The sequence below is a fragment of the Rathayibacter sp. AY2B5 genome (assembly GCF_002931645.1).
Classification (GTDB): domain Bacteria; phylum Actinomycetota; class Actinomycetes; order Actinomycetales; family Microbacteriaceae; genus Rathayibacter.
On record NZ_PSUE01000001.1, the window covers coordinates 45756 to 71053 of the forward strand.

Sequence of the window (25298 nt, forward strand, 5' to 3'; positions counted from 1 at the left end):
CAACAGGCGGGCCCTCCTCCCGGGCCCGCGTTGTGGATCCTGCTAGCGTCGCAGCGGAGCGGCCCCGGCGCGTCCGGCTGAGCGGCTCGGACCCACCCCTCGGACGGAAGGCCAGCGCTCCCGTGTTCATCCCGATCGGCAACACCCCCCGCGACTACGCCTGGGGCTCGCTCACCGGCATCTCGGAGGCCCTCGGCACCGCGCCCTCCGGCGCCCCCGAGGCCGAGCTCTGGCTCGGCGCGCACCCGGGCTCGCCCGCGCGCGTCCTCGACCCCGCCTCGGTCGGCGCCGGCACGCTCGCCGAGTGGATCGCCGAGCACCCCGAGGCGGCGCTCGCCGGAGTGGAGGGGTCGGTCGATCCGGTCTCGGGCGCTCCCCGTCTGCCGTTCCTGCTCAAGATCCTCGCGGCGGGCGGGCCGCTGTCGCTCCAGGCCCACCCCTCGTCCGAGCGGGCCCGGCGCCGGTTCGTCGAGGAGGAGGAGGCCGGCATCCCCCGCGACGCCGCCGATCGCAACTACAAGGACCCGTTCCACAAGCCCGAGCTGATCTACGCGCTCAGCGAGACCTTCGACGCGCTCTGCGGCTTCCGTGAGCCGGCGGACGCCCGGGCGCTGCTCGCCGAGCTGGCCGGGCGCGCCCCGGCGGAGGAGGCGGCCGCGATCGCGCGGTTCGCCCGGACGCTCGAGGGCGAGCCCTCGGAGGTCCTCCGCGGCGCCGTGTCGTGGCTGCTCGCCGACGGCGACCGTGCCGAGGTCGCCGCGCTGGTGTCCGCGGTCGTCGCGGCGTCCGCGGGCGACGACCGCCTCGAGACGACCACGGTCCGGGACCTGGCCGAGAGCTACCCGGGCGACCCCGGAATCGTGCTCTCGCTCCTGCTCAACCGCGTCCGCCTCGCCCGCGGCGAGGTGCTCTACCTGCCCGCAGGCAACATCCACGCCTACCTCGCGGGCACGGGCGTGGAGCTGATGGCCGCCTCCGACAACGTGCTGCGCGGGGGCCTCACGCCCAAGCACATCGACGTGCCCGAGCTGGTGAGCGTGCTCGAGTTCTCGCCGCTGCCCGTGCCCTACCTCCCGGCCGAGGAGGCCGGGCCGGGCGTGCGCGTCTACCGTCCGGACGTCCCCGACTTCGTGCTCGCCGTCGTGGAGCCGGAGTCGGAGACGCCGGCCCGCGTCGCCCTGCACGGGCCCGCCATCGCGATCGCGACCGAGGGCTCGTTCTCGCTCGAGGGCGGCGAGGGCTCGGTCCGCGTCGAGCGCGGCGGCAGTGTGTTCGTGACGCCGTCGGAGGGCGCCCTCGCCGTCACCGGACGGGGCAGGCTCTTCGTCGCGACGGTCTGACCCCTCCAGCGATCCCGGTGCCGCCCGCTCAGGCGGCGAACGTGCGGCGGTAGGCCGCCGGCGTGGTCCGCAGGACGCGCGTGAAGTGGTGGCGCATCACCGCAGCCGTGCCGAAGCCGACCCGCGCGGCGATCGCCTCGAGGGTCAGCTCCGTCTCCTCCAGCAGCACCTGCGCCCGGAGGAGGCGCTGGCGGGTGAGTCAGGCGAGCGGAGTCGTGCCGAGGTCGGCCCGGAAGCGGCGCGCGAAGGTGCGGGGGGCCATCAGGGCCCGACGGGCCAGCGCCTCGATCGAGAGGTCCTCGTCGAGGTGCTCCAGCATCCACTCGGTGACCTCGGCCAGCGAGTCCGCGCGCGCCTCGGGAACGGGGGTCCGCAGGTACTGCGCCTGCCCGCCGTGGCGCTGCGGGGGCACGACCATCCGCCGGGCGACGACGCTCGCCGCCGTCGCGCCCAGCTCCTCGCGCACCACGTGCAGCGCCGCGTCGATGCCGGCCGCGGTGCCCGCGCTCGTCACGATGCGCCCCTCCTGCACGTAGAGGACCTCGGGGTCCACCGTGACGGAGGGGAAGCGCCGGGCGAGCTCGGCGGCGTGCATCCAGTGGGTGGTCGCGCGCCGGCCGTCGAGCAGGCCCGCCTGCGCCAGGGTGAAGGCCCCGCTGCAGACGCTGAGGATCCACGCGCCGCGCTCGTGAGCCTCGCGGAGGAGGTCGAGGACCCGCTCGTCGGCGGGCCCGCGGCCGTGGGCGGGGACGGCGATCAGGTCCGCGTCCCGGGCCGCGTCGAGACCATCGGCGATCAGCAGGTCGAATCCGAGGCTCGTGCGGACGGGGCCCGGATCGGGAGTGGCGATCCGGAAGTCGAGGGCGGGCCCTCCGTCGGCGCCGCGGTCGATCCCGAACACCTCGCAGACGACCCCGAACTCGAACGGCGCGAGGCCGGGCAGGGCGAGGAGGGCGACGGAGCGGAGCACGGCGGCAGGATATCGCCACCCGTCGTCATCCGGCCTATCCACGCCGTCGATCCCCGCCGATAGGGTGTCTTCCGGCGCGCGGAGTCGCGGGCCCGCACCGAGGAGGATCCACATGGCATGGCTGGTCACCGGGGGAGCCGGGTACATCGGGGCGCACGTGGTGCGCGCGTTCTCTGAGCAGGGCATCGACCCCGTCGTCCTCGACGACCTCTCCTCGGGGCACGCGTCGTTCGTGCCCGAGGGCGTCCCGTTCCACCAGGGCTCGATCCTCGACGAGGCCCTGCTCGACCGCGTGCTCGCCGAGCACGACATCGAGGGCGTCGTCCACGTCGCCGGGTTCAAGTACGCCGGAGTCTCGGTGCAGCGCCCCCTGCACACGTACGAGCAGAACGTCACCGGCACCATGCGCGTGCTGGCGGCGATGGAGCGCGCCGGGGTCTCCTCGATCGTCTTCTCCTCGAGCGCTGCCGTCTACGGCGCGGTCGACGTCGAGATCGTCACCGAGGACACCCCCAAGAGCCCGGAGTCGCCCTACGGCGAGTCGAAGCTGATCGGCGAGTGGCTGCTCGCGGACGCGGGGCGGGCGCACGGCGTCCGGCACGCCTCCCTGCGCTACTTCAACGTCGTCGGGTCCGGCTACCCGGACGTCTACGACACCAGTCCCCACAACCTCTTCCCCCTCGTCTTCGAGGCTCTGCTGGACGGCCGCACGCCCCGGATCAACGGCGACGACTACCCGACGCCGGACGGCACCTGCGTCCGCGACTACATCCACGTCGCCGACCTGGCGCTCGCGCACGTCGCCGCGGCGCGCCGCCTGGCCGCCGGCGAGCCGATCGACCCGGTCTACAACCTGGGCAGCGGATCCGGGGCCTCCGTCGGGGAGATCATGCGCGCGATCGCCGACAGCACCGGCATCGCCTTCACGCCGGAGGTCGCCCCGCGGCGGCCGGGCGACCCGCCCCGCATCGTCGCCTCCGGCGCGACAGCGGCCCGCGACCTGGGCTGGGAGATGCGGCACACGGTCGCCGAGATGGTGGAGAGCGCCTGGCGCGCACGGAGCGCCGCGACCGCCTGATCGGATCTCACGTTCGCGACACGCCGGTGTGTCGTGAACCCTCCACGGCGGGTTGAGGGTTTATGGTCCGCGACTTGACCTGAGCGAATGACACCGCTGTAATTACCTAGGCAGTGGCTCCGGGAGGAGCGGCCGCCGATCATCGGTTCGCAGGCGGGGTAGGAGACGGCATGACGCTTCCGGAACAGCACTCCGGAGTCCCCGAGGACTGGTTCGTCGATCCGGTCCGTCTGGGCGTGCCCGGGGTCCGACCCGGGATCGACACCGCGACCGAGGCGCCGGGGGGCGCGCTCTCCTGGCAGGTCGACTCGCTGTGCGCGCAGACCGACCCCGAGGCCTTCTTCCCCGAGAAGGGCGGCTCGACCCGCGACGCCAAGAAGATCTGCACCTCGTGCGAGGTCCGGGCGCAGTGCCTCGAGTACGCGCTCGAGAACGACGAGCGCTTCGGCATCTGGGGCGGCCTCTCCGAGCGCGAGCGCCGGAAGCTGCGCCGCCGGGCCTAGTCCCCTCCTCGCCGCGACCCGACCGACGGGGCGGCGAGCCGCAGGCGGGCGGCGCGGCGGCATCGCTTAGGGTTGTCCGCGATGTATCCACGAGTCACCGCCGTCCTCGTCGCGCGCAACGGCGCGTCCTATCTGGAACGAACCCTCGCGGCCCTGCGGGCGCAGACCCGTCAGCCCGACGCGACGGTGTTCGTCGACGGAGGCTCGAAGGACACGACCGACGAGCTCCTCGCGTCCTGGGGTCCGACGCAGCTCGTGCAGGTCGCCGAGCACCTCCCCTTCGGCCAGGCCGTGGCCCGCGCTGTCCGCGTGATGCAGCCGCCGGCCGGAGAGGACGAGTGGCTGTGGCTGCTCGCGCAGGACTCCGCCCCCGAGCCCGGCGCCCTCGCGGCGCTGCTGGGAGCCGTCGAGGTCGCCCCCTCCGTCGCCGTCGCCGGTCCCAAGATCATGGACTGGACGCGCTCCGGCTACATCCGCAGCTACGGCGAGTCGATCACCAAGCACGGCACGACCGTCCACCTCGTCGAGGACGAGCTCGACCAGGGCCAGCACGACTCCACGCCCGACGTCCTGGCCGTCGCCGCCGGCGGCATGCTCGTGCGCCACTCCCTCTGGGAGGAGCTCGGCGGCTTCGACCCCGGCCTGCCGGTCGTCGACGACGCGCTCGACTTCTCGATCCGCACCCGGCTCGCCGGGCACCGGGTCAGCCGCGTGCCGGACGCCCGCGTCACCACCGCCCGCATCGGGCTGCAGCGCCCCGACGGCCGCCGCATCGACAGCGGGGAGCGGCGCCGCGCGCGCCAGCACCGCACCGCGCAGCTGCACCGCCGGCTCGCCTACGCGCCCGTCGCGCTCCTCCTCCTGCACTGGCTCTCGCTCGTCCCCCTGGCGATCGGCCGCGCAGTCGTGCGCCTGCTGCGCAAGCAGCCCGGGCTGGTCGGAGGGGAGCTGCTGGCGGCCCTCGTCGTCGCCTTCGGGGGGACGAAGGTGCTGCGGGCCCGCACCGTTCTCCGCTCATCGAAGAACGTGGGCTGGAAGGCCGTCGCGCCGCTGCGCATCCCGCTGGACGTGGTGCGGCAGCTGCGCTCGGTGCGCCACGACGCCGTGCGCGTGCAGGCCGGGCGGGACCGCCATCCGCTGCACTTCTTCCAGGGCGGGGGAGTGTGGGTCGTCCTCATGGCCGCGCTCGCCGGCCTGGTGGTCTACACGCCGCTCCTCGCTGCTCCCGCGCTCAGCGGCGGCGGTCTGCTGACGCTCTCGCCGACCGTCGGCGAGCTGTGGCGCAACGCGGCCTACGGCTGGCGCGACCTCGGCTCGGGGTTCATCGGCGCGGCGGACCCGTTCGCCGCCGTCCTCGCCGTGCTCGGCTCGCTGACCTTCTGGTCGCCCAGCTACTCGATGGTGCTGCTCTACCTCGTCGCGCTCCCCGCTGCCGCCCTCGGCGCCTGGCTGATGATCGCGCGGCTCACCCCGCGCGCGACCGCCCGCGCCGCCGGAGCCCTCGTCTACATCCTCGCTCCCGCCTTCTTCGCCGCGCAGGCCGACGGGCGCCCCGCCCCGCTGCTGGTGCACGTGCTGCTTCCCTGGCTCTTCTTCGCCGGGTTCGGCGCGTACCGCTCCTGGTCCGCCTCCGCGAGCGCCTCGATCCTGGCTGCGGCCGTCGTCGCATGCGCGCCGGTGCTGGCCGTGCCGCTCCTGGTGATCTGGCTCGTCGTCGTCGCCACCTCGGGGCGGCGGATCGGCCGCTTCCTCGGCCTGCCGATCCCCGCGGCCGTCCTGCTCTTCCCGCTGGTGGTCGCCCGCGCACCGCGGGGCGACTGGCTCGGCGTCCTCGCGGATCCGGGCGTCCCGCTGCCCTCCGCGCAGTCGGACCTCGTCGCGCTGCTCGCCGGCTTCCCGGCCGGTCTGCCCGACGGATGGCTCGCGTTCCTCGGCGGTCTGGGGATCGGCGCCTCCGCCGCCCCGCTGGTCACGGCCGTGCTCGTCGTGCCGCTGATCGTCGCGGCGCTGGCCGCCCTCCTCCTCCCGAACAACCTCTCGGCCCTCGGCGGCGTCGGCGTCGCGGCGGCGGGCCTCGTGACCGCCTCGCTCGCCCAGGGCGTGCAGGTCGCGACCACCGGCTCCGAGGCGGTCTCCGTCTGGAGCGGCACCGGTCTCAGCCTCTACTGGCTCGGCCTGGTGATCGGCGCGTCGCTCTCGCTCGCCGCCGTGCGCTCGGTGCGCGTGGTGCCGGCGCTCGTCGTCACGGCCGCGGCGGCAGCACTGGTCGGTCCGCTCGTGGTGGCCTTCCCGACCGGCGCCGGCACGTCGGTGTCGACCACGTCGGACCGCTCGCTCCCCGCCTACGTGGCGGCCGAGGCCCGGAACGACCCGCGGGTGGGCACGATCGTGCTCGTCCCGCAGGCGGACGGCGGCGTCCTCGCCCGGCTGGAGCGCGGAGCGGGCGCGACCCTCGACCAGCAGTCGACCCTCGCGAACACCGGCGCCGAGAGCACGGACGCGATCGACGAGCTGGCGGGCAACCTCGTCTCGCGGACGGGCTACGACGTCCCCTCCGCGCTCGAGAGCCTCGGCGTGCGCTTCGTCGTGCTGACCGAGCCGGCCGGCACCCAGGTCGGCGACGCGGCCGCCGCCGTGCGCGCGCGGGCGGCCGTCTCCCTCGACGGCAACGCGGCGTTCTCGGCCGTCGGCGACACCCGCTACGGGCTCCTCTGGACGGCCGTCGACACGGAGGGGACCCGCACCGAGGCCGCTCCGTCCGGCGTGGTCGGACCCTTCGGGATCGCCTACACGATCGCCCTCCTCCTTGTCTTCGTCGTCGCCCTCCTGCTGGCGGTGCCCACCGGGCTCTCCCTCGAGCGGGGCCGCTCCAGCGGCGCGGTCGCCGGGATCGACGACGAGCCGGGCGAGGCCACCGGCCAGTTCGACGACGGGAACGACGATGTCTGACCCCGCCGACCAGGAGAAGCAGATGCCCGAGTCCTCCGCCCGCCGCTCCCGCGCGGAGCGCCGCGCCGATCGCTCCGCGGCATCGACGCCCGATCGCGCACCCTCGGCCGCCCGTCGGCGCCGGACGGCCCTGCGCGGTGCGGTGGTCGCGGCCGGAGTCGTGATCGCCGCGGCCGCCGTGGTCGTGCCCCAGCTCCTCCCGTCCCCCCTGGTCTCGAGCGCCGCGGAGGGCGTCGTCGTGACGCCCGTCGCGGCCGACAGCTCGCTGGTCTGCGGCGGCGATCTGATCGACGCCGGAGAGCCGGAGCAGCTGCGCGCCCTCGACGGCGCGGCGACCGCGGTCCGGCCCGAGGGCTCCACCTCGGACCCCACGGTCCTCGACGAGGACGATGTCGCCGCACCGGGCACCGGCATCACCGGTCTGAGCGTGCCCGCGGGCTCCGACCCCGCTCCCGGTGGAGCCACCGTCCAGGCCATCGGCACGGACACCCTCTCCGGACTGTCCGCCCGCGCCTGCGCCGAGCCCTCGGCCGACAGCTGGCTCGTGGCCGGCTCGACCGACGTCGGGCGCACCTCCGTGCTGATCCTGGCGAACCCGAGCGAGGTCGCCTCCACCGTCGACCTCACGCTCTTCTCCGAGACCGGCACCGTCCAGGCCACCGGCGCCACGGGCATCGTCGTTCCGGCCGGAGCGGTCCGCGCGCTCCCGCTCGCGGGGCTCGCCCCCGGGGTCGTCCAGCCCGTCGTGCACGTGACCGCACGGGGCGGCGAGGTCGCCGCGAGCATGCAGAGCAGCGCCATCTCCGGGCTCACCCCGGAGGGCGTCGAGACCACCGGCCCCTCCGCCGGCCCGGACACACTCGCCGTGATCGCCGGCTTCACCGTCACGTCGCCTCCGGCCGAGACCGCGAGCGACGACGGCAGCGGCGGCGCGGGCAGCCCCGTGCTGCGCATCCTCACCCCCGGCGACGCCGACAGCACGGTCTCGGTCGAGGTCACCAACGAGGACCCGAGCGGGTCGGGCGCCTCCACCCAGGTCGTCGTCCCCGCCGGCCTCGTCGGCGAGGTCCCGCTCACGGGCCTGGCGGACGGCTCCTACCGCATCGTCCTGCGGGCCGATCAGCCGATCGTCGCGGCGGGGCGGACGACCTCGACCGGCTCGGCCGGCACGGACTTCGCCTGGTTCGCCTCCGGCACCGCGACCACGACGCCCTTCGGCGTCGCCGGCACGGGCGAGGGCGACGCGCGACTGCACCTGGTCAACGGCAGCGACTCGACCGCCTCGGTCGAGATCGAGGCCCCGGGCGGCACCCGCACGCTCGAGCTCGGCCCGTTCGCGGCTCTCGCGACCCCGCTGGACGGCGACGGCGCGGTCGTCAGCAGCACCCAGCCGGTGCAGGCCTCGGTCTCGATCGCGCGCGACGGGCGGATCGCCTCGTACACGATCGTCCCGCCGGGACCGCTCTCCTCGCCGATCAAGGTCTACTCGCACTGAGACGCGGGGCGGCGGCGCCTCGGCGGTGCCGGCGCCTCAGAGCTGCCGGCGCATCAGGGGTGCCGGTAGCGGTCCGGGGAGATGTCCCACGGGTCGCGGCCGAGCAGCTCCGCGACGGCGCGGAACACGTAGCTCTCGATCAGCATGCGCTGGTGCCACTCGTCGCGGCGGCGCAGCTTCGCCAGGCGCTCGATCGGCACGCGGTAGAGCGTGATGCGGCGCGCGGCGTGGTCGACGCGCCACCGCGCGATGCCCGTGCCCTGCAGCCGGTCGGGGTCGACGTCGGGAGTCGCAGCGACGTCGACGCGGATGCCGGCGAGCTCCTCCGGCCAGGTGCCGCGGAGGTAGTCGAAGGCCGAGCCGATCGTCGCCTCGAAGAAGTCGGAGCGGGTCTGCAGCAGGGGGAGGTGCGGACCGGTGATCGGCGCTCGTGCGCCGCGGCCGTGCCGGTCGCGGGAGCCTCCGCGCGACCCGCTCGTCGGGCGAGCGGCGGAACGACGAGCACGGGGCATGGCTCCAGCCTATTGCTACTGTGGGCGGCGATGACCGGACGGCACTGCTCGCGGACGGGCTGCCGCGCGCAGGCCGTCGTCACGCTGACCTACGACTACCGCGACTCGCTGGTGGCGGTCGGGCCGCTGAGTCCTGCGCCGGATCCGCACGGCTATGACCTCTGCGCCGAGCACGACCGGCGGCTCCTCGTCCCGCGCGGCTGGGAGACCGTCCGCTACGGCGCGGGGCCCGCCTAGGCCGCTGCCGCGCGCGTCAGGGCCGCTCGGGGAAGCCGCGCGGCGTGCTCGAGAGCACGGGGGCCAGCCGCTCGAGGCGCTGGTCGGACAGGAGCAGGGCGCGCTCCTCCCGCGCCCGGCGGAGTGCGGCCACGGCGAGGAGGAAGTCCTCCGCGGGCGCGGCGGGCAGCGGGGAGACGTGGACCGCGGTCTCGTCGGCCAGCGCGGCGGCGAGCTGCGAGCGCGACGGCTCCGTCATGCCGTGGCGCTGGCGGAGGAACTGCGCCAGTCGGCGCGCCAGGGCGTCGGGGAGGCGCGCGGTGTCCGCCGTGACGGCCCAGCCCCGCAGCGGCTCCGGGATCTCGACGACCAGCGGCTCCGCGCGGGGAACGCGCTCGAGCTGGCTGTGCGTGCCCGCGAGGACGTCGCCGAGACGGCGCGATCGGCGCGAGAGGAGGCCGACGACCGCGGCGAGCCCGCCGAAGGTCATCAGGATCTCGAGGACGCCGGTGAGGCCGCGCACGAGGGCGTGCCGGAAGCCGATGGAACCGCCGTCGTCGCGGACGACGCGAGCGCCGACGGTGAGCTTCCCGAGCGAGCGGCCGCGACTGGCCGTCTCGACGGTGACCGGCACGATCACCACGGCGATGACGAGGGCCGCGATCGCCACGGCGGCCGAGGCGGCGGGGTCCAGGCCGCCGTCCCCGGAGAGGGAGGAGACCAGCAGGAACAGGCCCAGCGCGAGCAGGAGCTCCGCGATCAGGTCGATGATCGCGCCGACCGCGCGGAGCACGAACGAGGTGACGGGCACCTCGAGCGCGATCGCCTCGCCGGTGACCAGGTCGGCGTCGTCGAACTCGGTGCGCTGCTCCTCCACGGTGCTCCTCCCGGATGCTCGGCCTCGGCGGCGTGCCTGGCTATCCTGTCAGGAGATGGACATCGACGCTCTCTCGGCCGCCCGCACTGCGCAGTGGACCCGCCTCGACGAGCTCTCGCGCAGGCGCCGCCTGACCGGAGCCGAGGCGGACGAGCTGATCGAGCGCTACCAGGCGGCATCCGCGGACCTCGCCACGATCTCCTCCACCGCCGGATCGACGGCCGTCGGCACGCGGCTCGCCGTCTCGCTCTCGCGGGCTCGGGGACGCCTGACCGGCACGCGAGACGAGCCGCTCGCCGCGGTCTCCCGCTTCGTCGTCCTCTCGCTCCCGGCCGCTCTGCACCGGCTGCGCTGGCTGACGCTCGCCGTCGCCCTCGCGACCGCGGTGGTGGCGACGCTCTACGCGCTCTGGATCCTCGGCGACCCGCGCCTGCTCGCCGCGCTGGGCGACGACGAGGAGCTGCGGCGCTTCGCCCGAGGCGACTTCATCGACTACTACTCCGAGAACCCCGCCGCCTCGTTCGCCGGGCAGGTCTGGACCAACAACGCCTGGATCGCGGCGCAGTGCGTGGCCTTCGGGATCGTCGGCGTCTACGTGCCGTACATCCTGCTGCAGAACGCGCAGAACCTCGGCACGTCGATCGCGGTGATGTTCCATGTGGGGGAGGGCGACACGTTCTTCCTCTACATCGCGCCGCACGGCCAGCTCGAGCTGACGGCCGTGTTCGTCGCCGCGGCCGCGGGACTGCGGATCTTCTGGGCCTGGATCGCTCCCGGCGCGCGCACCCGCGGCCAGGCGCTCGCCGAGGACGCGCGGAGCCTGTTCACGGTGGCGATCGGCCTGGTCTTCGTGCTGCTCGTCTCGGGCGTGATCGAGGGGTTCGTCACTCCGGCGCCCTGGCCCTGGTGGCTCAAGATCGGGATCGGGGCGCTCGCCCTCGGCGCGTTCCTCTTCTACATGATCGTCGTCGGCGGGCGCGCGGTGCGGGCGGGGGAGACGGGCGACCTCGACCGGTTCGAGGCCGGGTCGCGGAGCATCGCGGCCGGCTGAGCCGAGCCGGACGAGCACGGCCGTCGGAGCGGGGCCGTCGATCAGCGCTCCCGGGACCGACGACGGCCCCTCTCGCAGGTCAGAGCCGTCCGGCCGCCTTGAGCGCGAGGTAGCGGTCCGCGAGCGCCGGCGGGAGCGCGGAGGGGCTGCCGAGCACGACGTCCCCGCCGAGACGGCGGACGGCGGCCGAGAGCCGGTCGACGTCCGCGAGCGAGCGCTCCGCGGCGGCGGCGGAGTAGACCGCGGCCCGGTCGCTCCGGTCCTCCGCCATCCGCTGCAGCTCGGGGTCGAGCGCGCAGGCGACCACGACCGTGTGCACGCGGGTGAGCTGCGGGAGCACCGCGAGGAGCCCCTCCGCCGATCCGACCGAGTCGAGCGCGGTGAGGAGGACCACCAGCGAGCGCTGGGAGGCCAGGGTGCGCACCTGCGCGGGGACCGCCGCCCAGTCGGTCTCGATGAGCTGGGGCTGCACGGGGGCGAGGGCGTCCACGACGCGGGTCAGCACCTCCGTGCCGGTCGCGCCGTGCACGCGGGCTCGCCGGGTGCGGTCGAACGCGAGCACGTCGACCCGGTCGCCGGCCGAGGCCGCGAGGGCCGCCAGGAGGAGCGACGCCTCGATCGCCGTGTCCAGGCGCGGCTCGTCCTCGATCCGGGCGGCGGACAGGCGGCCCGTGTCGAGCACGACGATCACGCGCCGGTCGCGCTCCGGGCGCCAGGTGCGGACGACCGGCTCCCGGCGCCGCGCGGTCGCCCGCCAGTCGAGCGAGCGGACGTCGTCGCCGCGGACGTACTCGCGCAGGCTGTCGAACTCGGTCCCCTGGCCGCGGATCATCACGCTGGTCCGCCCCTCCAGCTCACGCAGCCGCGCCAGGCGCGAGGGCAGGTGGCGGCGGGAGCGGAAGGCGGGCAGCACCCGGACGACGGCCGGCGCGGCCCGCGTCGCCTGGCGGCCGGCCATCCCGAGCGGCCCGCGGGAGCGGATGGTGACGTGGAGTGCCCGGCGCTCGCCGCGGCGGATCGGCTCCAGGACCGTGGTCACCGCGCGGCGCTCGCCCGGCGGCAGACGCAGGGGCGACCGGGTCTCGAGGGCACCGGCCGAGGGCTCCCAGGCGTCGCGGAGGACCCCCGTGATCCTCCTGCGGCCGGTGCTCGTGACCAGGAGGGTCGCCTCGGCCCTCTCGCCGAGCCGCACCCGGTCCGGCACCCGCCGCTCGAGCACCACGGCCCGGGGCGAGCCCGCGACCGCGACGTCGATCCCGACGAGGACCGCCCAGGCCAGGAGCCAGAGGCCGAGCACGGCGAAGGCGACCTCGGGGCGGCCGCCCAGGAGGACGACCGGCACCAGGCCGACGAGGAGGACGAGGACGCTGCGTCCGGTGAGGTGCACGGCTCAGACCGGGACGCGGACCTGCTGCAGGATCCCGCCCAGGACGGCCTCGGTGCGGACGCCCTCGAGCTCCGCCTCCGGCTCCAGCTGGATGCGGTGGCGCAGCACGGGCAGGACCATCGCCTGCACGTGGTCGGGGGTGATCGAGCCGTAGCCGTTGAGCCAGGCCCAGGCGCGGGACGCCGCGAGCAGGGCGGTCGAGCCGCGGGGGCTGGTGCCGAGCTTGACGCTCGGGCTCTCGCGGGTGGCGCGGGCGAGGTCGACGATGTAGCCGAGGACGTCGGGACCGGCTCCGACTCGCCGGGCCGAGGCCTGGGCGGCGCGCAGACGGGCGGCGTCGAGCACGGGTCGCACGCCCGCGGCGTCGAGGTCGCGCGGGTCGAAGCCCGCGGCGTGGCGCGAGAGCACCTCCACCTCGACGTCGCGCGGCGGGATGTCGAGCACGAGCTTGAGCAGGAACCGGTCCAGCTGGGCCTCCGGGAGCACGTAGGTCCCCTCGTACTCGACCGGGTTCTGGGTGGCGGCGACGAGGAACGGGTCCGGCAGAGGCAGGGTGCGCCCGTCGACGCTGACCTGGCGCTCCTCCATCGCCTCGAGGAGCGCGGCCTGGGTCTTCGGCGGCGTGCGGTTGATCTCGTCCGCCAGCAGGAGGTTCGTGAAGACCGGGCCCTCGCGGAAGGCGAAGCCGGAGGTGGAGGCGTCGTAGACGAGGGAGCCGGTGATGTCGCCGGGCATCAGGTCCGGCGTGAACTGCACCCGGCGGGTGTCGAGGCCGAGCGAGACGGACAGGGCGCGCACGAGCAGCGTCTTCGCGACTCCGGGGACGCCCTCGAGCAGGACGTGGCCGCCCGCGAGGAGGGCGATCAGGAGCCCGGAGACGGCGCCGTCCTGGCCGACGACCGCGCGGCCGACCTCGGAGCGGACCCGGTCGAGCTCGGCGCGCAGGTCGTCGTCGGAGACCGGCGCTCCGTCGCGGGCGGAGGGGGTGGTGTCGCTCATCGGGAGGGGCCTTCCGGTCGTCGGGCGGTCGTCGGGGAGAGGGCGGCGCGGAGCGCGCTCTCGAAGCGGAGGAGCTCGTCGGAGGCGGCGACGAGGGCGGCGTCGTCGCCCGGCAGGTCGTCGACGAGCAGACGGCGCAGCGCGGCCTGATCGCGGCCGAGGCGCTCGGCGGCGACGGCGACGATCTCGTCGACCCCGGTCGCCGGAGCGAGTCCCAGGAGCGCGGCCGTCCGCCGGAGGGTGCCGATGCGCAGTGCGTCGAGGGCGCGGGGCCGCAGGGCTCCGCGCGCGTAGAGCCGCGCGCGGCCGCGGGCTGTCTCGCTCGCATGCACGACGACCGGCAGCGGCTCGACCGCGAGCGGGCCGAGCCGGCGGCCGCGCCAGACGGCGGAGGCGACGAACACGGCCACCAGCAGCAGGAGAGCCGGGGTCACCCAGCCGGGGGCGAGGTCGGCGGGTGCAGGGGTGGTGCTCGCCGAGTCGGCGGCTCCGGCGCGGTACCAGACCAGCCGGTCCTCACCGCCGAGCAGTCCGAGTGCGAGAGCGGCGCGGCCGTCCTGGCCGATGGTGCCGTTGCGGAGGAGGTCGGCGTCGCCGATCGCGGTGACGTCGGCGCCCTGCGGGAACCCGGTGCTCACGAGCAGGAAGCCGTCGTCGCCCGAGGGGAAGCAGCCGACCGCGTCGCCGTCGTCGAGGATCCGGTACGTGCTCCCTCCGGCGGGGAGCGTCCCGGCGCGCTCGGCCGCCGGGAGCGGGCACTCGGCGCGGAAGGGGCCGTCGCCGGCCGGGGAGCCGGCGAAGCGGACGTCCGGCAGCAGGGCGTCGAGCGCGGCTCCTCCCGGGGTCACCAGGACGAGCGATGCCGAGGCGCGGGCGAGCCGGCGGTACTGGGCCTCGTCGAGGGCCACGTCCGGGTCGTCGACGAGCAGTGTCGCGTCCGGGGAGGAGGCGGCGAGAGCGGAGTCCAGGTCGTCGGCGCGGACGACCTCGACGCCCTGATCGCGCAGCACCTGGGCGAGCGCGCGGGCGCCGTCCGGGGTCGCGCTGTCGACGTCGAGGTCCGGGGCGACCACCCGGGTCCCGGTCGCGACGGTGAGCAGCAGAGTGCCGACCGCGACGATCACGAGCAGGAGCACCCACACCCGTCCGCGGCGCAGCAGCGCGCCGAGGGTCGGGCTGGAGACCGTGTCGGCGCTCACCGGGGCGCCGCCAGGGCGTCCAGGACCGGCGAGGCCGCGGCGAGCTCGCGGTCCAGAGCCGCGACCCGCTCGTACTCGGCCGGGCCGCAGGGCTGCCCGAGGTAGCGCACGCGGTCGAAGTCGTCGGCCGTGCGGCGCAGCGCGGCGGCGGAGGAGGGGAAGGCCGCAGAGGCGCGCGACGCCAGGCCGAGCGCGGTCGTGCCGGGCGAGACCCGCAGGACGGTCCGCTCGTCGAGGGAGCGCACCAGGGCGCGGAAGCGCTCGACGAGCGCCTCGTCCCAGTCCCCGCGGGCGGCCGCGGCCTCGGCGAGCGAGCGGAGGATCGCGGCCGAGCGGGTGTCGTCGTCGGCGAGCACCGCTCCCGTGACGGTGCTGCGGCGACCGGCGCGGGGCCGTCCCGCGATGACGAGCGCGGCGACCACGAGCGCCACCAGCACCAGCACGCCGATCACGGCGGCGATCGGCACCGGCGGGCCGTCGCCCTGCAGCGTGAGGGAGGCGAACCAGTCGCGCACCGCCTGCACCACCCGGTCGAAGAGGGTCGGCTCGGCCGCCCGGTAGCGCGGGTCGGCGAGCTCCTCGAGGAGGAGTCGGCGCGCCTGCTCCGCGTCGGGCTCGAGAGGGGCCGCGGCGAGGATCACGGGCGCTCCGGCACGGGGAAGGGATCGGGGGAGGGGCGGCCCGCCGCGCGCTCCTCGACGTGGCGCATCAGCACCAGGTCGAAGCCCTCGCGGCGCATCCGTCGGTCGAGGTAGACCAGGCCCGTCACGGCCGACTGGAGCACCGTGCCGACGGCGCCGATCACGAAGCCCACGGCGACGGAGGCGATCGTCACCACGAGCGAGGTGACGAGCTGCGCGTCCGGGTCGGTCGGGGCGATCAGGGCGCCGGCGATCGGGATGAGCAGGCTGAACGGCGTGGCCACGATCTGGCCGGCGACCTGGATGATCACGGTCATCAGCGCGAGCGCGCCGAAGGTGCGCCAGAAGCCGCCCGCCACCAGCCGCCAGGAGCGCGCCACCGCACGGCGCAACGGCAGCCGCTCGACGACGATCAGGCTCGGCACCAGGGCGAGCTTCGTCGACAGCCAGACCCCCAGCGCGAGGGCGACCAGGCCGGAGCCGACGAGCACCAGGATCCCGCCGACGATCGCGCTCGACGTCCCGTCCATCGCTCCGATGACGAACAGCGGCACGGCGAGCGCCACGGCGAGGAGCACCAGGAGGAGGTAGCCGACGCCCTGCAGGACCGTCCAGCCGATCAGCGCCCAGAAGCGGCCCCGCAGCCGGGCGAGCAGCTGTCGGAAGGTCGCCTGCTCGCCGAGGACGCCGCGGGTGACCTCGAGCACGACCACGCCCTGCACGAGGGCGCCGCTGGCGAGCGAGACGGCGAGGGGGATGAGGGCGGCCAGGACCACGACCGCGAGGGAGCCTGCGCCGACGGCGTCGCGGTCGGCGGACTCCGCCTGCGCGATGCGCCCGACGGCGAGCACCGCGATCAGGCCGTAGACCGCCAGGGCGAGCACCGACCCGAGGCCCTGCACCAGCAGGGCGACGCCCAGGGTCGTGCGGGGGCTGCGGCGGAGGACCTGGAACGGGGCGCCGAGCAGGGTGCCGAAGCCGAGCGGGCGCAGCGGCACGAGACCGGGCTTGGGCGGGGGAGTCCAGCCTGGCGCGGGGCGTCCGGGCGACCAGGGGCCGGCGCCGGCGGGCGACCAGGAGCCCCCGGCGGGACCGGTCGGTACGGGACCTGCGCTCGGCGGCGCAGGCGACCAGGCCGGGGCGACGGGAGCGGGCAGCGGCCTGCGCCGGTCGCCGTCCTGCGCCGGGACGGCCGCGTCGTCCGGACGCCCTGCGGGCGGGGGCCACTGAGCTGCGTCGGTCATCCCCTCCATGCTGTCACAGGCGTGCGGGCGGGGTCCTCCCCCGAGCGGACCCCCTTCGCCCGCAGAGCCCGCTCCCCGCCCACGGAGAGGTGCGTCGGTTAGCCTGGGTCGGGTCACCGTGCGCGCCGTGGGCGGGCGCAACCCGAGACGAGGAAGAGCAGACCGATGAGCGCGCGCATTCTGGTGGTCGACGACGACGCCGCCCTGGCCGAGATGATCGGCATCGTCCTGCGCGCCGACGGGTACGACGTCTCCTTCTGCGCGGACGGCTCCGGTGCTCTCGAGGCCTTCCGGCGGGCCCGGCCGGACCTGGTCCTGCTCGACCTGATGCTGCCCGGGATCGACGGGATCGAAGTGTGCCGCGCGATCCGCGCCGAATCCGGTGTCCCCGTCATCATGCTGACGGCCAAGTCCGACACCTCCGACGTCGTGCAGGGCCTCGAGTCCGGCGCCGACGACTACATGGTCAAGCCGTTCGACCCCAAGGAGCTCGTCGCGCGGATCAGGACGCGCCTGCGTCCCGCCACCGCCGCCGCGAACGCGGTGCTGCAGGTCGGGGACCTGAGCCTCGACGTCGCCGGCCACGAGGTCCGCCGCGGCGAGACGCGCATCGGCCTGACCCCGCTCGAGTTCGACCTCCTCCTCGCCCTCGCCTCCAAGCCCCAGCAGGTCTTCACCCGCGAGATGCTGCTCGAGCAGGTCTGGGGCTACCACTACAAGGCCGACACCCGCCTCGTGAACGTGCACGTCCAGCGCCTGCGCGCCAAGGTCGAGAAGGACCCGGACGACCCCCGCATCGTGATGACCGTGCGCGGCGTCGGCTACCGCGCCGGCGCCGTCCTCCCGGGCTGACCGTGCCCCGCCTCGCCGCTCCCGACGTGCGCCGGTGGCCCCGCCGCGTGCTCGGGGTGTGGCGCACGTCGCTGCAGTTCCGCGCGGTCGCGATCACGGTCCTGCTCAGCGGCATCGCCATCGGCTCGACCGGCGTCTACCTCTCGTACAGCATCAGCGACAACCTGTTCCAGTCACGGCTGACGCAGGTCACGGGCGACACGTCGCGCGCGACCCGGGCCGCGCAGGGATACCTCGACGCCGCCACCGTCTCCACCCGCCAGGACATGGAGGAGGTGATGAGCTCGGTGCGCACCGCCGTCCGGGACGCCTCCTCCTCCGCGCTGATCGCCGTCGTGCGCTCGCCCGACCAGGAGGCGTCCTCGCTGGCGCCCCAGGACATCTACAACCGCGAGCTGCAGAACGGCGTGATCAGCGACGCGCTGCGCGAGCGGGTGCAGGCGGGCTCCGACGGGCAGTACTGGCAGTCGGTGACGCTCGACGCCTCCGGTCAGCAGCAGCCCGGCATCCTCGTCGGCTCGACCCTCGAGCTGCCGAGCTCGGCCGGGCGCTACGAGCTGTACATCGGCTACTCCCTCGCGGACGCGGAGCGCACGCTCCAGTTCGTGCAGCAGGTGCTCAACGTGGCGGGGATCCTGCTCATCCTGCTGATCGGAGCGGTCAGCTGGGTCGTCGTGCGGATCGTCGTCGCCCCGGTCCGGGTCGCGGCCGAGACGAGCCAGCGCCTCGCCGCCGGCGACTTCGACGTGCGGATCCCCGAGCGGGGCCAGGACGTGATCGCGACCCTCGCCCGGTCCTTCAACGGCATGGCCGACAGCCTGCAGGACCGGATCAGCGAGCTCGCGACGCTCAGCCAGGTCCAGCAGCGCTTCGTCTCGGACGTCTCGCACGAGCTCCGGACGCCGCTGACGACGATGAAGCTGGCCGGGGACGTGCTGTACGACCAGCGCGAGGACTTCGCCCCGGTCGCCGAGCGCACGGTCGAGCTGCTGCACAGCCAGATCGACCGCTTCGAGAGCCTCCTCGCCGACCTGCTCGAGATCTCCCGCCACGACGCGGGATCGGCCGAGCTCGAGCTCGAGCCGGTCAACCTGGTGAAGCTGGCCGGCGACGAGATCGAGGCGATGCGCGGGATCGCGGAGGCGAACGGCTCCCGGCTCACTCTCTCCGCCCCGGGCGGCTACTTCGACGCCGACCTCGATCCGCGCCGCATCCGCCGGATCGTCCGCAACCTGCTGGGCAACGCGATCGAGCACGGCGACGGCCGCGAGGTCGTCGTCACCGTCGACAGCAACGCCAGCGCGGTCGCCCTCGCGGTGCGCGACTACGGGCACGGCATGAGCAGCGAGGAGGTGGTGCGCGTCTTCGACCGCTTCTGGCGCGCCGACCCGTCCCGCCGCCGCACGCTCGGCGGCACCGGCCTCGGCCTCTCCATCGCGCAGGAGGACACCGCCCTGCACCACGGCTGGCTGCAGGTCTGGTCCGTGCCCGATCGCGGCGCCTGCTTCCGCCTGACCGTGCCCCGCCACCGCGGCGAGCGGATCGAGGCCTCGCCGCTCCCGCTGCCCCCGGTCGACGCGGGCGAGCAGGCCTACAGCGGCCCGATCGTCCTCCCGCCGCTGCAGGCTCCTCCGGTCGGGGCCGCGGGGGTGCTCCCGTGAGGCGCGGCGTCCTCCGCGCCGTCGCGGCCGCCGCGCTGCTCGCGCTCGGGCTGGCCGGGTGCGCCGGCATCCCGCGGGACGGCGACGTCGGAGTCGGACGGCCCGACACCGCGCCGCAGGACCTCCAGTACGACTTCCTCCCGTCGGGACCCGCCGTCGGTGCGTCGCAGCGCGACATCCTGACCGGCTTCATCGACGCCGCGTCGAGCCCGCAGAACAACTACAAGATCGCCCGCGAGTTCCTCTCCACCGGAGCCGACTGGACGCCGGGCGAGCACGTGACGGTCGACGAGGGCCAGCGCTCCGCCTCGCCGCAGTCGGGATCCACGCTCTCGCTGACGATCACGCCCGTCGCCGAGGTCGACGCGACCGGCGTCTACACCGACGTCGCCACCACGGCCGGCCTGACCCTCGACTACGGCTTCGTCCAGGAGAACGGCGAGTGGCGCATCAGCGCGCCGCCGAGCGGCGTGGTGATCGACCGCACCACCTTCGAGCAGGTCTTCTCGACGCACGCGCTCTACTTCTTCGACCCCGCATACCAGTACCTCGTGCCGGACCTGCGCTGGTTCGCCTCGCGCGCCGACAGCTCCACCAGCACCACGATCGTCACCGAGCTGCTGCGCGGCCCCACGCCGTGGCTGCGGGACTCCGCCGCCGTCGTGTCGGCCTTCCCGACCGGGACGACGCTGGCGGCCGAGACCGTCCCGGTCGAGTCGCAGCGCGCCGTGGTCGACCTGAACCCGGCCGCTCTCGAGGCCGATCCGGCGCAGTGGCGGCTGATGGCCCTGCAGCTGAACCGGAGCCTCGCGAACGTCTCGAACGTCACCGGAGTCGCGCTCTCGGTCGAGCAGAACCCGATCGACGTCCCCTCCGAGGTCACCGGCCTGCCGACCTCGCCCCGCGTCGACACCCGGCCGCTCGTGCTGACCGACGACGCTTTCGGATTCCTCGGCTCCTCCGGGCTGGCCGGCCTCGGGATCTCGGATCGGATCGAGGCGCTGCAGCCGCGGGCCGCGGTCCTCGGCGAGCAGCGCGGGGCCGACTCGGACGCATCGGCCGCCGTGCTCACCGCCGCGGGCGTGAGCCTCGTGGAGCCCGACGGTGCCGACGTCCTCCTCGACGCGCGGTCGGGCCTCGTCGCGCCGTCCATCGATCCGCTCGGGTACGTCTGGTCGGTGCCGTCGGCCTCGCCCGGGCAGCTGGTGGCGTACTCCGCGGACGGCTCGCGCTCGATGCAGGTCGCGACGGCCTGGAGCGAGGTCGAGTCGCTCGCCTCGATCGCCGTGTCGCGCGACGGCACCCGGATGCTGGCGCTCGCCCAGGACGGGCAGCAGGCGACGGTGCTGGTGGCCGGCATCACCCGCTCCCGGGACGGCGACCCGGTGGCGGTCGGCGAGCCGGTCGTCCTCCGCTCGACTCTGGGGACCGCGGTCGCCGCGGCCTGGACGGACGAGCTCGACGTGGTGTCGGTCGTTTGCGGCTCGACGGGAGAGGACGCCGTCACGATGAACCTGCTCGGCGGAGGCGCCACGGCGCTCGGCACGACGACGGGCACGGTCCAGATCGCCGCGGGCAACACCTCGACCCAGGTCCGGATCCTCGCCGAGGGCGGGGAGCTCCGGCAGCAGCGGGGCTCGGCCTGGCAGACGACCGCGACGGACATCCGGCTGCTCGCGGCGCAGACCGGCATGGGGTCCTGACCGGTCCTGTCGGCGGCGACGAGCCCTGTCGACGACGGAGCGCTCCGGATGCTCCTCCCCAGGCGCGTCGGGCAGGCGGATCGTCCCGATCCGACGGATCCACCCCCGCGCCGCGGCCCGGACGGCGAACGTGGAGGCATGCTCTCCGATCACCTGCTCGACGCCCTCGCCGTCCTCCTCCCGCTGGAGTGCCCCGCCTGCGGAGAGCCGACGAGCCGGGCGCCCTGTCCGGACTGCTCGGCCGACGCGGCCGCCTCGGCCTGCCTGCTGACCCGCGTCGTCGGGCCGCCGGACGATCCGCTCCTCGTCGTCACCGGTGGCCCGTACGAGGGCACGGTGCGCCGCCTCGTCGTCGCGCTGAAGGAGGAGGGCCGCACGGCCTGCCTCGCCCCGCTCGGCGCGCTGTTGCGTCCGGCCCTCGGCGCGGCGCTCGCAGGCAGCCCCGCGATCCTGGTCGTCCCGCCCGGCTCCTGGCTCGGCCGCGTGCGGCGGGGCGCCGATCCCGTCGCGCAGCTGGTCGCCGCGGCGGGAGGGCGGGCGGCGCGTCCTCTCCGGCGGTCGCGGATGGTCCGCGACCAGGTCGGGCTCGGCCGCATCGAGCGGCGCGGCAACCTCGACGGGGCGTTCCGCGCCCGCCGTCCGCTCTCGTCGTGGCCGCCGGTGGTCCTCGTCGACGACGTGGTCACCTCCGGCGCGACCCTGCTCGAGCTCCGGCGCGCCGTGCGTGCGGCCGGCGGGACGGTCCGGGCCGCGGCGGCCCTGGCCGGCACCGCGCAACGAGGAGGGAACGTAGCAGCAGAATCCGGACGAACTCCCGGTGACGATCCGGTGGCCGGGGTCTACGGTGGGGGCACGGCGTGAACGGTCCGCCCCGGAGAAAGGCGGCACGCCGTACTCGACTGGGAGGTTGTCATGGACATCGACATCACAGGACGCAACATCGACATCACCGATCGCTTCCGCGCGTACGCGACGGAGAAGTCGGACAAGGTGGCGCACCTCGCCGATCGTGCTCTCGCACTCGAGATCAAGGCGAGCAGGCACGCCGAGGGCAAGGGCTCGGCCGGCGGCGACCGCGTGGAGCTGACGCTGATCGGCAAGGGGCCCGTGGTCCGGGCCGAGGCGAGCGGAGCCGACAAGTACGCGGCGTTCGACGTCGCCATCGGCCGGCTGCTCGAACGGGTGAGACGCGCGAAGGACCGGAAGAAGGTCCATCGGGGCCAGCATCGGCCGACCTCGCTCCGCGACGCGGCCGCCGACGACTTCAGCGTCGTCGCCATCCAGCCGGCCGACGCGGCGGTGCTGGAGCAGCTGAGCACGGGCGTCATCCCCGTGCAGGAGGCGCCGGTGCCGGTGGAGGACGAGGTCGAGGAGCCGTACTGCCCCGTCGTCATCCGCAAGAAGGTCTTCGCCTCCGTCTCGATGACCGTCGACGACGCCGTCGACTACATGGAGCTGGTCGGACACGACTTCTACCTCTTCATCGACTCCGACACGAACCGCCCGAGCGTGGTCTACCGCCGCAAGGGCTGGGACTACGGCGTGATCGGCCTCGGCGACGAGGCCGACGAGCTCGCCGAGCAGGCCGCCGGCTGAGATCCGACCCCGGGCCCCGGAGCATCCGCTCCGGGGCCCTCCCCGTGCCCAGGCAGGGAGTCCGCCCAGGGCGGACGCGTCGCCCCGACCGCTCGCCGCCCGCCCCGGCTAGGCTGGTCGCGGTCCGCGCTCCGGCGCGCGACTCCTGTCTTCTACTTTTTTGGAGTACCCCGTGGCCTCTGTCCTCGAAAAGGTCCTTCGCGTCGGGGAGGGGCGGGTCATCCGTCGCCTCGAGAACTACGCGAAGGCCGTCAACGCCCTCGAAGAGGACTTCACGCACCTCAGCGACGAGGAGCTGAAGAACGAGACCGTCGAGCTGCGCGAGCGCTACTCGAACGGCGAGTCCCTCGACGACCTGCTGCCGGAGGCGTTCGCCGCCGTCCGCGAGGCCTCGCGCCGGACGCTCGGCCTCCGCCACTTCGACGTGCAGCTCATGGGCGGCGCCGCCCTGCACCTGGGCAACATCGCCGAGATGAAGACCGGAGAGGGCAAGACGCTCGTCGCGACCCTCCCGGCCTACCTCAACGCGATCGCCAGCCGCGGCGTGCACATCGTCACGGTCAACGACTTCCTCGCGTCGTACCAGTCCGAGCTGATGGGGCGCGTGTTCCGCGCCCTCGGCATGACGACCGGAGTGATCCTCTCGGGCCAGACCCCGGAGCAGCGCCGCGAGCAGTACTCGGCCGACATCACCTACGGCACGAACAACGAGTTCGGCTTCGACTACCTCCGCGACAACATGGCGTGGCAGGCGCAGGACATGGTCCAGCGCGGCCACTTCTACGCCATCGTCGACGAGGTCGACTCGATCCTCATCGACGAGGCCCGCACCCCGCTGATCATCTCCGGACCGGCCTCGGGCGAGGCGAATCGCTGGTTCGCGGAGTTCGCCAACCTCGCCAAGCGCCTCGACGAGGGCGAGGACTTCGAGGTCGACGAGAAGAAGCGCACCGTCGGCGTCCTCGAGCCCGGCATCGAGAAGGTCGAGGACTACCTCGGCATCGACAACCTCTACGAGTCGGCGAACACCCCGCTGATCTCGTTCCTCAACAACGCCATCAAGGCGCGCGCGCTGTTCAAGAAGGACAAGGACTACGTCGTGCTGAACGGCGAGGTCCTGATCGTCGACGAGCACACCGGCCGCATCCTGGCCGGACGCCGCTACAACGAGGGCATCCACCAGGCCATCGAGGCGAAGGAGGGCGTGCAGGTCAAGGCCGAGAACCAGACCCTGGCGACCGTCACGCTCCAGAACTACTTCCGCCTCTACGCGAAGCTCTCCGGCATGACCGGAACGGCCGAGACCGAGGCCGCCGAGTTCATGTCGACCTACAAGCTCGGCGTCGTCCCGATCCCGACGAACCGCAAGATGCAGCGGATCGACAACGCCGACCTCGTCTACAAGAACGAGCAGGTCAAGTTCGCCCAGGTCGTCGAGGACATCGCGGAGCGCCACGCGGCCGGGCAGCCGGTCCTCGTCGGCACGACCAGCGTCGAGAAGAGCGAGTACCTCTCGCGCCTGCTCGCCAAGAAGGGCGTGCGCCACGAGGTCCTGAACGCCAAGAACCACGCGCGGGAGGCGGCCATCGTCGCCCAGGCCGGCCGCCTCGGCGCCGTCACCGTCGCGACCAACATGGCCGGTCGAGGCACCGACATCATGCTCGGCGGCAACGCCGAGTTCCTCGCGGTCTCCGAGATGACGGCCAAGGGCCTGAACCCCTCCGAGACTCCGGAGGAGTACGAGGCCGCGTGGGACGAGGTCTTCGCCGCCGTCAAGGAGAAGGTGGGCGAGGAGGCCGAGAAGGTCCAGGCCGCCGGCGGCCTCTACGTGCTCGGCACCGAGCGCCACGAGTCGCGCCGCATCGACAACCAGCTCCGCGGACGCTCGGGGCGCCAGGGCGACCCGGGGGAGAGCCGCTTCTACCTCTCGCTCACCGACGACCTCATGCGCCTGTTCAACTCCGGCGCCGCCGAGGCGCTCATGGGCCGCGGCAACGTCCCGGACGACATCGCCATCGAGTCGAAGGTCGTCTCGCGCGCCATCCGCAGCGCCCAGTCGCAGGTCGAGGCCCGCAACGCCGAGATCCGCAAGAACGTCCTCAAGTACGACGACGTCCTCAACCGCCAGCGCGAGGCGATCTACTCGGACCGCCGCCACATCCTCGAGGGCGACGACCTGCACGAGCGCACCCAGAAGTTCCTCGTCGACGTGATCGACGAGATCCTCGAGGTGCACACCGGCGACGGTAACGGCGACGACTGGGACTTCGACGCCCTCTGGACCGAGCTGAAGACGCTGTACCCGATCAGCCTCACCATCGACGAGGTGGTGCAGGAGGCGGGCAGCCGCGGTCGCATCAACAAGGAGTTCATGCGCCGCGAGATCCTCTCGGACGCGCAGCTCGCCTACCAGCGCCGCGAGGAGCAGCTGGGCTCTCCCGCCATGCGCGAGCTCGAGCGCCGTGTCGTGCTCTCGGTGATCGACCGCCGCTGGCGCGACCACCTCTACGAGATGGACTACCTCAAGGACGGCATCGGCCTGCGCGCGATGGCCCAGCGCGACCCGCTGGTCGAGTACCAGCGCGAGGGCTTCGCCCTGTTCCAGCAGATGATGGGGCAGATCCGCGAGGAGACCGTCGGCTTCCTCTTCAACCTCGAGGTCGAGGTGACCCAGAAGCAGGGCGAGGTCGCCGGAGTCGCGGCCAAGGGCCTCGCTCAGCCGGTCGCTCCGGCCGAGAAGCTCAGCTACTCGGCCCCGAGCGACACCGGCGGCGTCGAGGTCCGCGACCAGCGCGGACAGGTGCAGCAGGCGGCCACCGCGAAGGCCCGCGCCGAGGAGGCCCGCAAGGCGCTCCCCGAGGGCGAGGCGGAGGAGACTCCGACGACCGGCGCCTTCGGCCAGAAGCCGGGCGGCTCGGACGCCCCCGCCAACCGCGAGGAGCGACGCGCGCAGTCCAAGCGCCGCTGAGTCCTCCCCGGATGACGCCGACGGCCCCGGCCCCGCAGCAGCGGGTGTCCGGGGCCG

General features: G+C 74.3%; 20 protein-coding genes and 1 pseudogene. 13 read left to right on the forward strand and 8 right to left on the reverse strand.

Annotation, left to right across the window (positions count from 1 at the left end; translation table 11 throughout):
- Nucleotides 1-122: 122 nt before the first annotated feature.
- Entirely contained in the window at nt 123-1340 is a 1218-nt protein-coding gene (manA, locus tag C5C30_RS00200) for a mannose-6-phosphate isomerase, class I (protein WP_104332960.1), read from the forward strand.
- Nucleotides 1341-1368: 28 nt separating this feature from the next.
- Here the strand turns inward: manA and C5C30_RS00205 are convergent.
- Nucleotides 1369-2310: pseudogene (locus C5C30_RS00205) on the reverse strand (GlxA family transcriptional regulator).
- Nucleotides 2311-2422: 112 nt separating this feature from the next.
- On the opposite strand from C5C30_RS00205, the gene galE reads away from it, so the two are divergent.
- The 4 genes from galE (at nt 2423) to C5C30_RS00225 (ending at nt 8335) form a co-directional block, all read left to right on the forward strand.
- The gene (gene galE / locus C5C30_RS00210) at nt 2423-3388 is read left to right on the forward strand and encodes a UDP-glucose 4-epimerase GalE (protein ID WP_104232806.1); all 966 of its coding nucleotides are present in this window, start codon (nt 2423-2425) and stop codon (nt 3386-3388) included.
- A 170-nt stretch (nt 3389-3558) separates the two neighbouring features.
- Nucleotides 3559-3891 carry a WhiB family transcriptional regulator gene (locus C5C30_RS00215; RefSeq protein WP_104224145.1) on the forward strand — a complete coding sequence of 111 codons (333 nt, stop codon included), beginning with the start codon at nt 3559-3561 and terminating at the stop codon, nt 3889-3891.
- Nucleotides 3892-3972: 81 nt separating this feature from the next.
- Nucleotides 3973-6840 carry a glycosyltransferase family 2 protein gene (locus C5C30_RS00220; protein ID WP_104332961.1) on the forward strand — a complete coding sequence of 956 codons (2868 nt, stop codon included), beginning with the start codon at nt 3973-3975 and terminating at the stop codon, nt 6838-6840.
- Nucleotides 6833-8335: a DUF5719 family protein gene (locus tag C5C30_RS00225; protein ID WP_146081454.1), complete on the forward strand. Its 1503-nt coding sequence runs from the start codon at nt 6833-6835 to the stop codon at nt 8333-8335. Before C5C30_RS00220 ends, C5C30_RS00225 begins: the two co-directional genes overlap by 8 nt.
- Nucleotides 8336-8388: 53 nt before the next feature.
- On the opposite strand, the gene C5C30_RS00230 is transcribed toward C5C30_RS00225, so the two are convergent.
- Nucleotides 8389-8847, reverse strand: a complete 459-nt coding sequence (locus C5C30_RS00230; RefSeq protein ID WP_104332963.1) for a metallopeptidase family protein — start codon at nt 8845-8847, stop codon at nt 8389-8391.
- Nucleotides 8848-8877: 30 nt separating this feature from the next.
- On the opposite strand from C5C30_RS00230, the gene C5C30_RS00235 reads away from it, so the two are divergent.
- Nucleotides 8878-9084, forward strand: a complete 207-nt coding sequence (locus tag C5C30_RS00235) for a DUF3499 family protein (RefSeq protein ID WP_104224141.1) — start codon at nt 8878-8880, stop codon at nt 9082-9084.
- Nucleotides 9085-9100: 16 nt separating this feature from the next.
- Here C5C30_RS00235 and C5C30_RS00240 read toward each other — a convergent pair whose 3' ends face one another.
- Nucleotides 9101-9940, reverse strand: coding sequence for an RDD family protein (locus tag C5C30_RS00240; RefSeq protein WP_104224140.1), 840 nt, complete (start codon nt 9938-9940; stop codon nt 9101-9103).
- A gap of 55 nt (nt 9941-9995) precedes the next feature.
- Here C5C30_RS00240 and C5C30_RS00245 point away from each other — a divergent pair, with 55 nt between their 5' ends.
- Nucleotides 9996-10991 carry a stage II sporulation protein M gene (locus tag C5C30_RS00245; protein ID WP_104224139.1) on the forward strand — a complete coding sequence of 332 codons (996 nt, stop codon included), beginning with the start codon at nt 9996-9998 and terminating at the stop codon, nt 10989-10991.
- Between the two features lie 79 nt (nt 10992-11070).
- Here C5C30_RS00245 and C5C30_RS00250 read toward each other — a convergent pair whose 3' ends face one another.
- The 5 genes from C5C30_RS00250 to C5C30_RS00270 are packed head-to-tail and all read right to left on the reverse strand — an operon-like array spanning nt 11071 to nt 16461.
- Nucleotides 11071-12378 carry a DUF58 domain-containing protein gene (locus C5C30_RS00250; protein ID WP_104332964.1) on the reverse strand — a complete coding sequence of 436 codons (1308 nt, stop codon included), beginning with the start codon at nt 12376-12378 and terminating at the stop codon, nt 11071-11073.
- 3 nt (nt 12379-12381) lie between these two features.
- Nucleotides 12382-13377, reverse strand: coding sequence for a MoxR family ATPase (locus C5C30_RS00255; protein WP_104224137.1), 996 nt, complete (start codon nt 13375-13377; stop codon nt 12382-12384).
- Nucleotides 13374-14576, reverse strand: coding sequence for a DUF4350 domain-containing protein (locus tag C5C30_RS00260; RefSeq protein WP_104332965.1), 1203 nt, complete (start codon nt 14574-14576; stop codon nt 13374-13376). Before C5C30_RS00260 ends, C5C30_RS00255 begins: the two co-directional genes overlap by 4 nt.
- Complete coding sequence (locus C5C30_RS00265) at nt 14573-15217, reverse strand: DUF4129 domain-containing protein (RefSeq protein ID WP_104232800.1); 645 nt, start codon at nt 15215-15217, stop codon at nt 14573-14575. The genes C5C30_RS00260 and C5C30_RS00265 overlap by 4 nt, the downstream gene beginning before the upstream one ends.
- Nucleotides 15214-16461 carry a hypothetical protein gene (locus tag C5C30_RS00270; RefSeq protein WP_146081455.1) on the reverse strand — a complete coding sequence of 416 codons (1248 nt, stop codon included), beginning with the start codon at nt 16459-16461 and terminating at the stop codon, nt 15214-15216. The genes C5C30_RS00265 and C5C30_RS00270 overlap by 4 nt, the downstream gene beginning before the upstream one ends.
- A 165-nt stretch (nt 16462-16626) precedes the next feature.
- On the opposite strand from C5C30_RS00270, the gene mtrA reads away from it, so the two are divergent.
- The 6 genes from mtrA (at nt 16627) to secA (ending at nt 25241) form a co-directional block, all read left to right on the forward strand.
- Entirely contained in the window at nt 16627-17313 is a 687-nt protein-coding gene (gene mtrA / locus C5C30_RS00275; RefSeq protein ID WP_104224133.1) for an MtrAB system response regulator MtrA, read from the forward strand.
- Nucleotides 17314-17315: 2 nt separating this feature from the next.
- Nucleotides 17316-18974, forward strand: a complete 1659-nt coding sequence (mtrB, locus tag C5C30_RS00280; protein WP_244229464.1) for an MtrAB system histidine kinase MtrB — start codon at nt 17316-17318, stop codon at nt 18972-18974.
- Complete coding sequence (locus C5C30_RS17490; RefSeq protein WP_181131400.1) at nt 18971-20677, forward strand: GerMN domain-containing protein; 1707 nt, start codon at nt 18971-18973, stop codon at nt 20675-20677. Before mtrB ends, C5C30_RS17490 begins: the two co-directional genes overlap by 4 nt.
- A 138-nt stretch (nt 20678-20815) precedes the next feature.
- Nucleotides 20816-21538 (forward strand): ComF family protein, encoded by a 723-nt coding sequence (locus tag C5C30_RS00290; RefSeq protein ID WP_104246661.1) that lies wholly within the window; start codon nt 20816-20818, stop codon nt 21536-21538.
- Between the two features lie 51 nt (nt 21539-21589).
- The gene (hpf, locus tag C5C30_RS00295) at nt 21590-22273 is read left to right on the forward strand and encodes a ribosome hibernation-promoting factor, HPF/YfiA family (protein WP_104319069.1); all 684 of its coding nucleotides are present in this window, start codon (nt 21590-21592) and stop codon (nt 22271-22273) included.
- Between the two features lie 172 nt (nt 22274-22445).
- The gene (gene secA / locus C5C30_RS00300; RefSeq protein ID WP_104225488.1) at nt 22446-25241 is read left to right on the forward strand and encodes a preprotein translocase subunit SecA; all 2796 of its coding nucleotides are present in this window, start codon (nt 22446-22448) and stop codon (nt 25239-25241) included.
- The last annotated feature ends 57 nt before the right edge of the window (nt 25242-25298 follow it).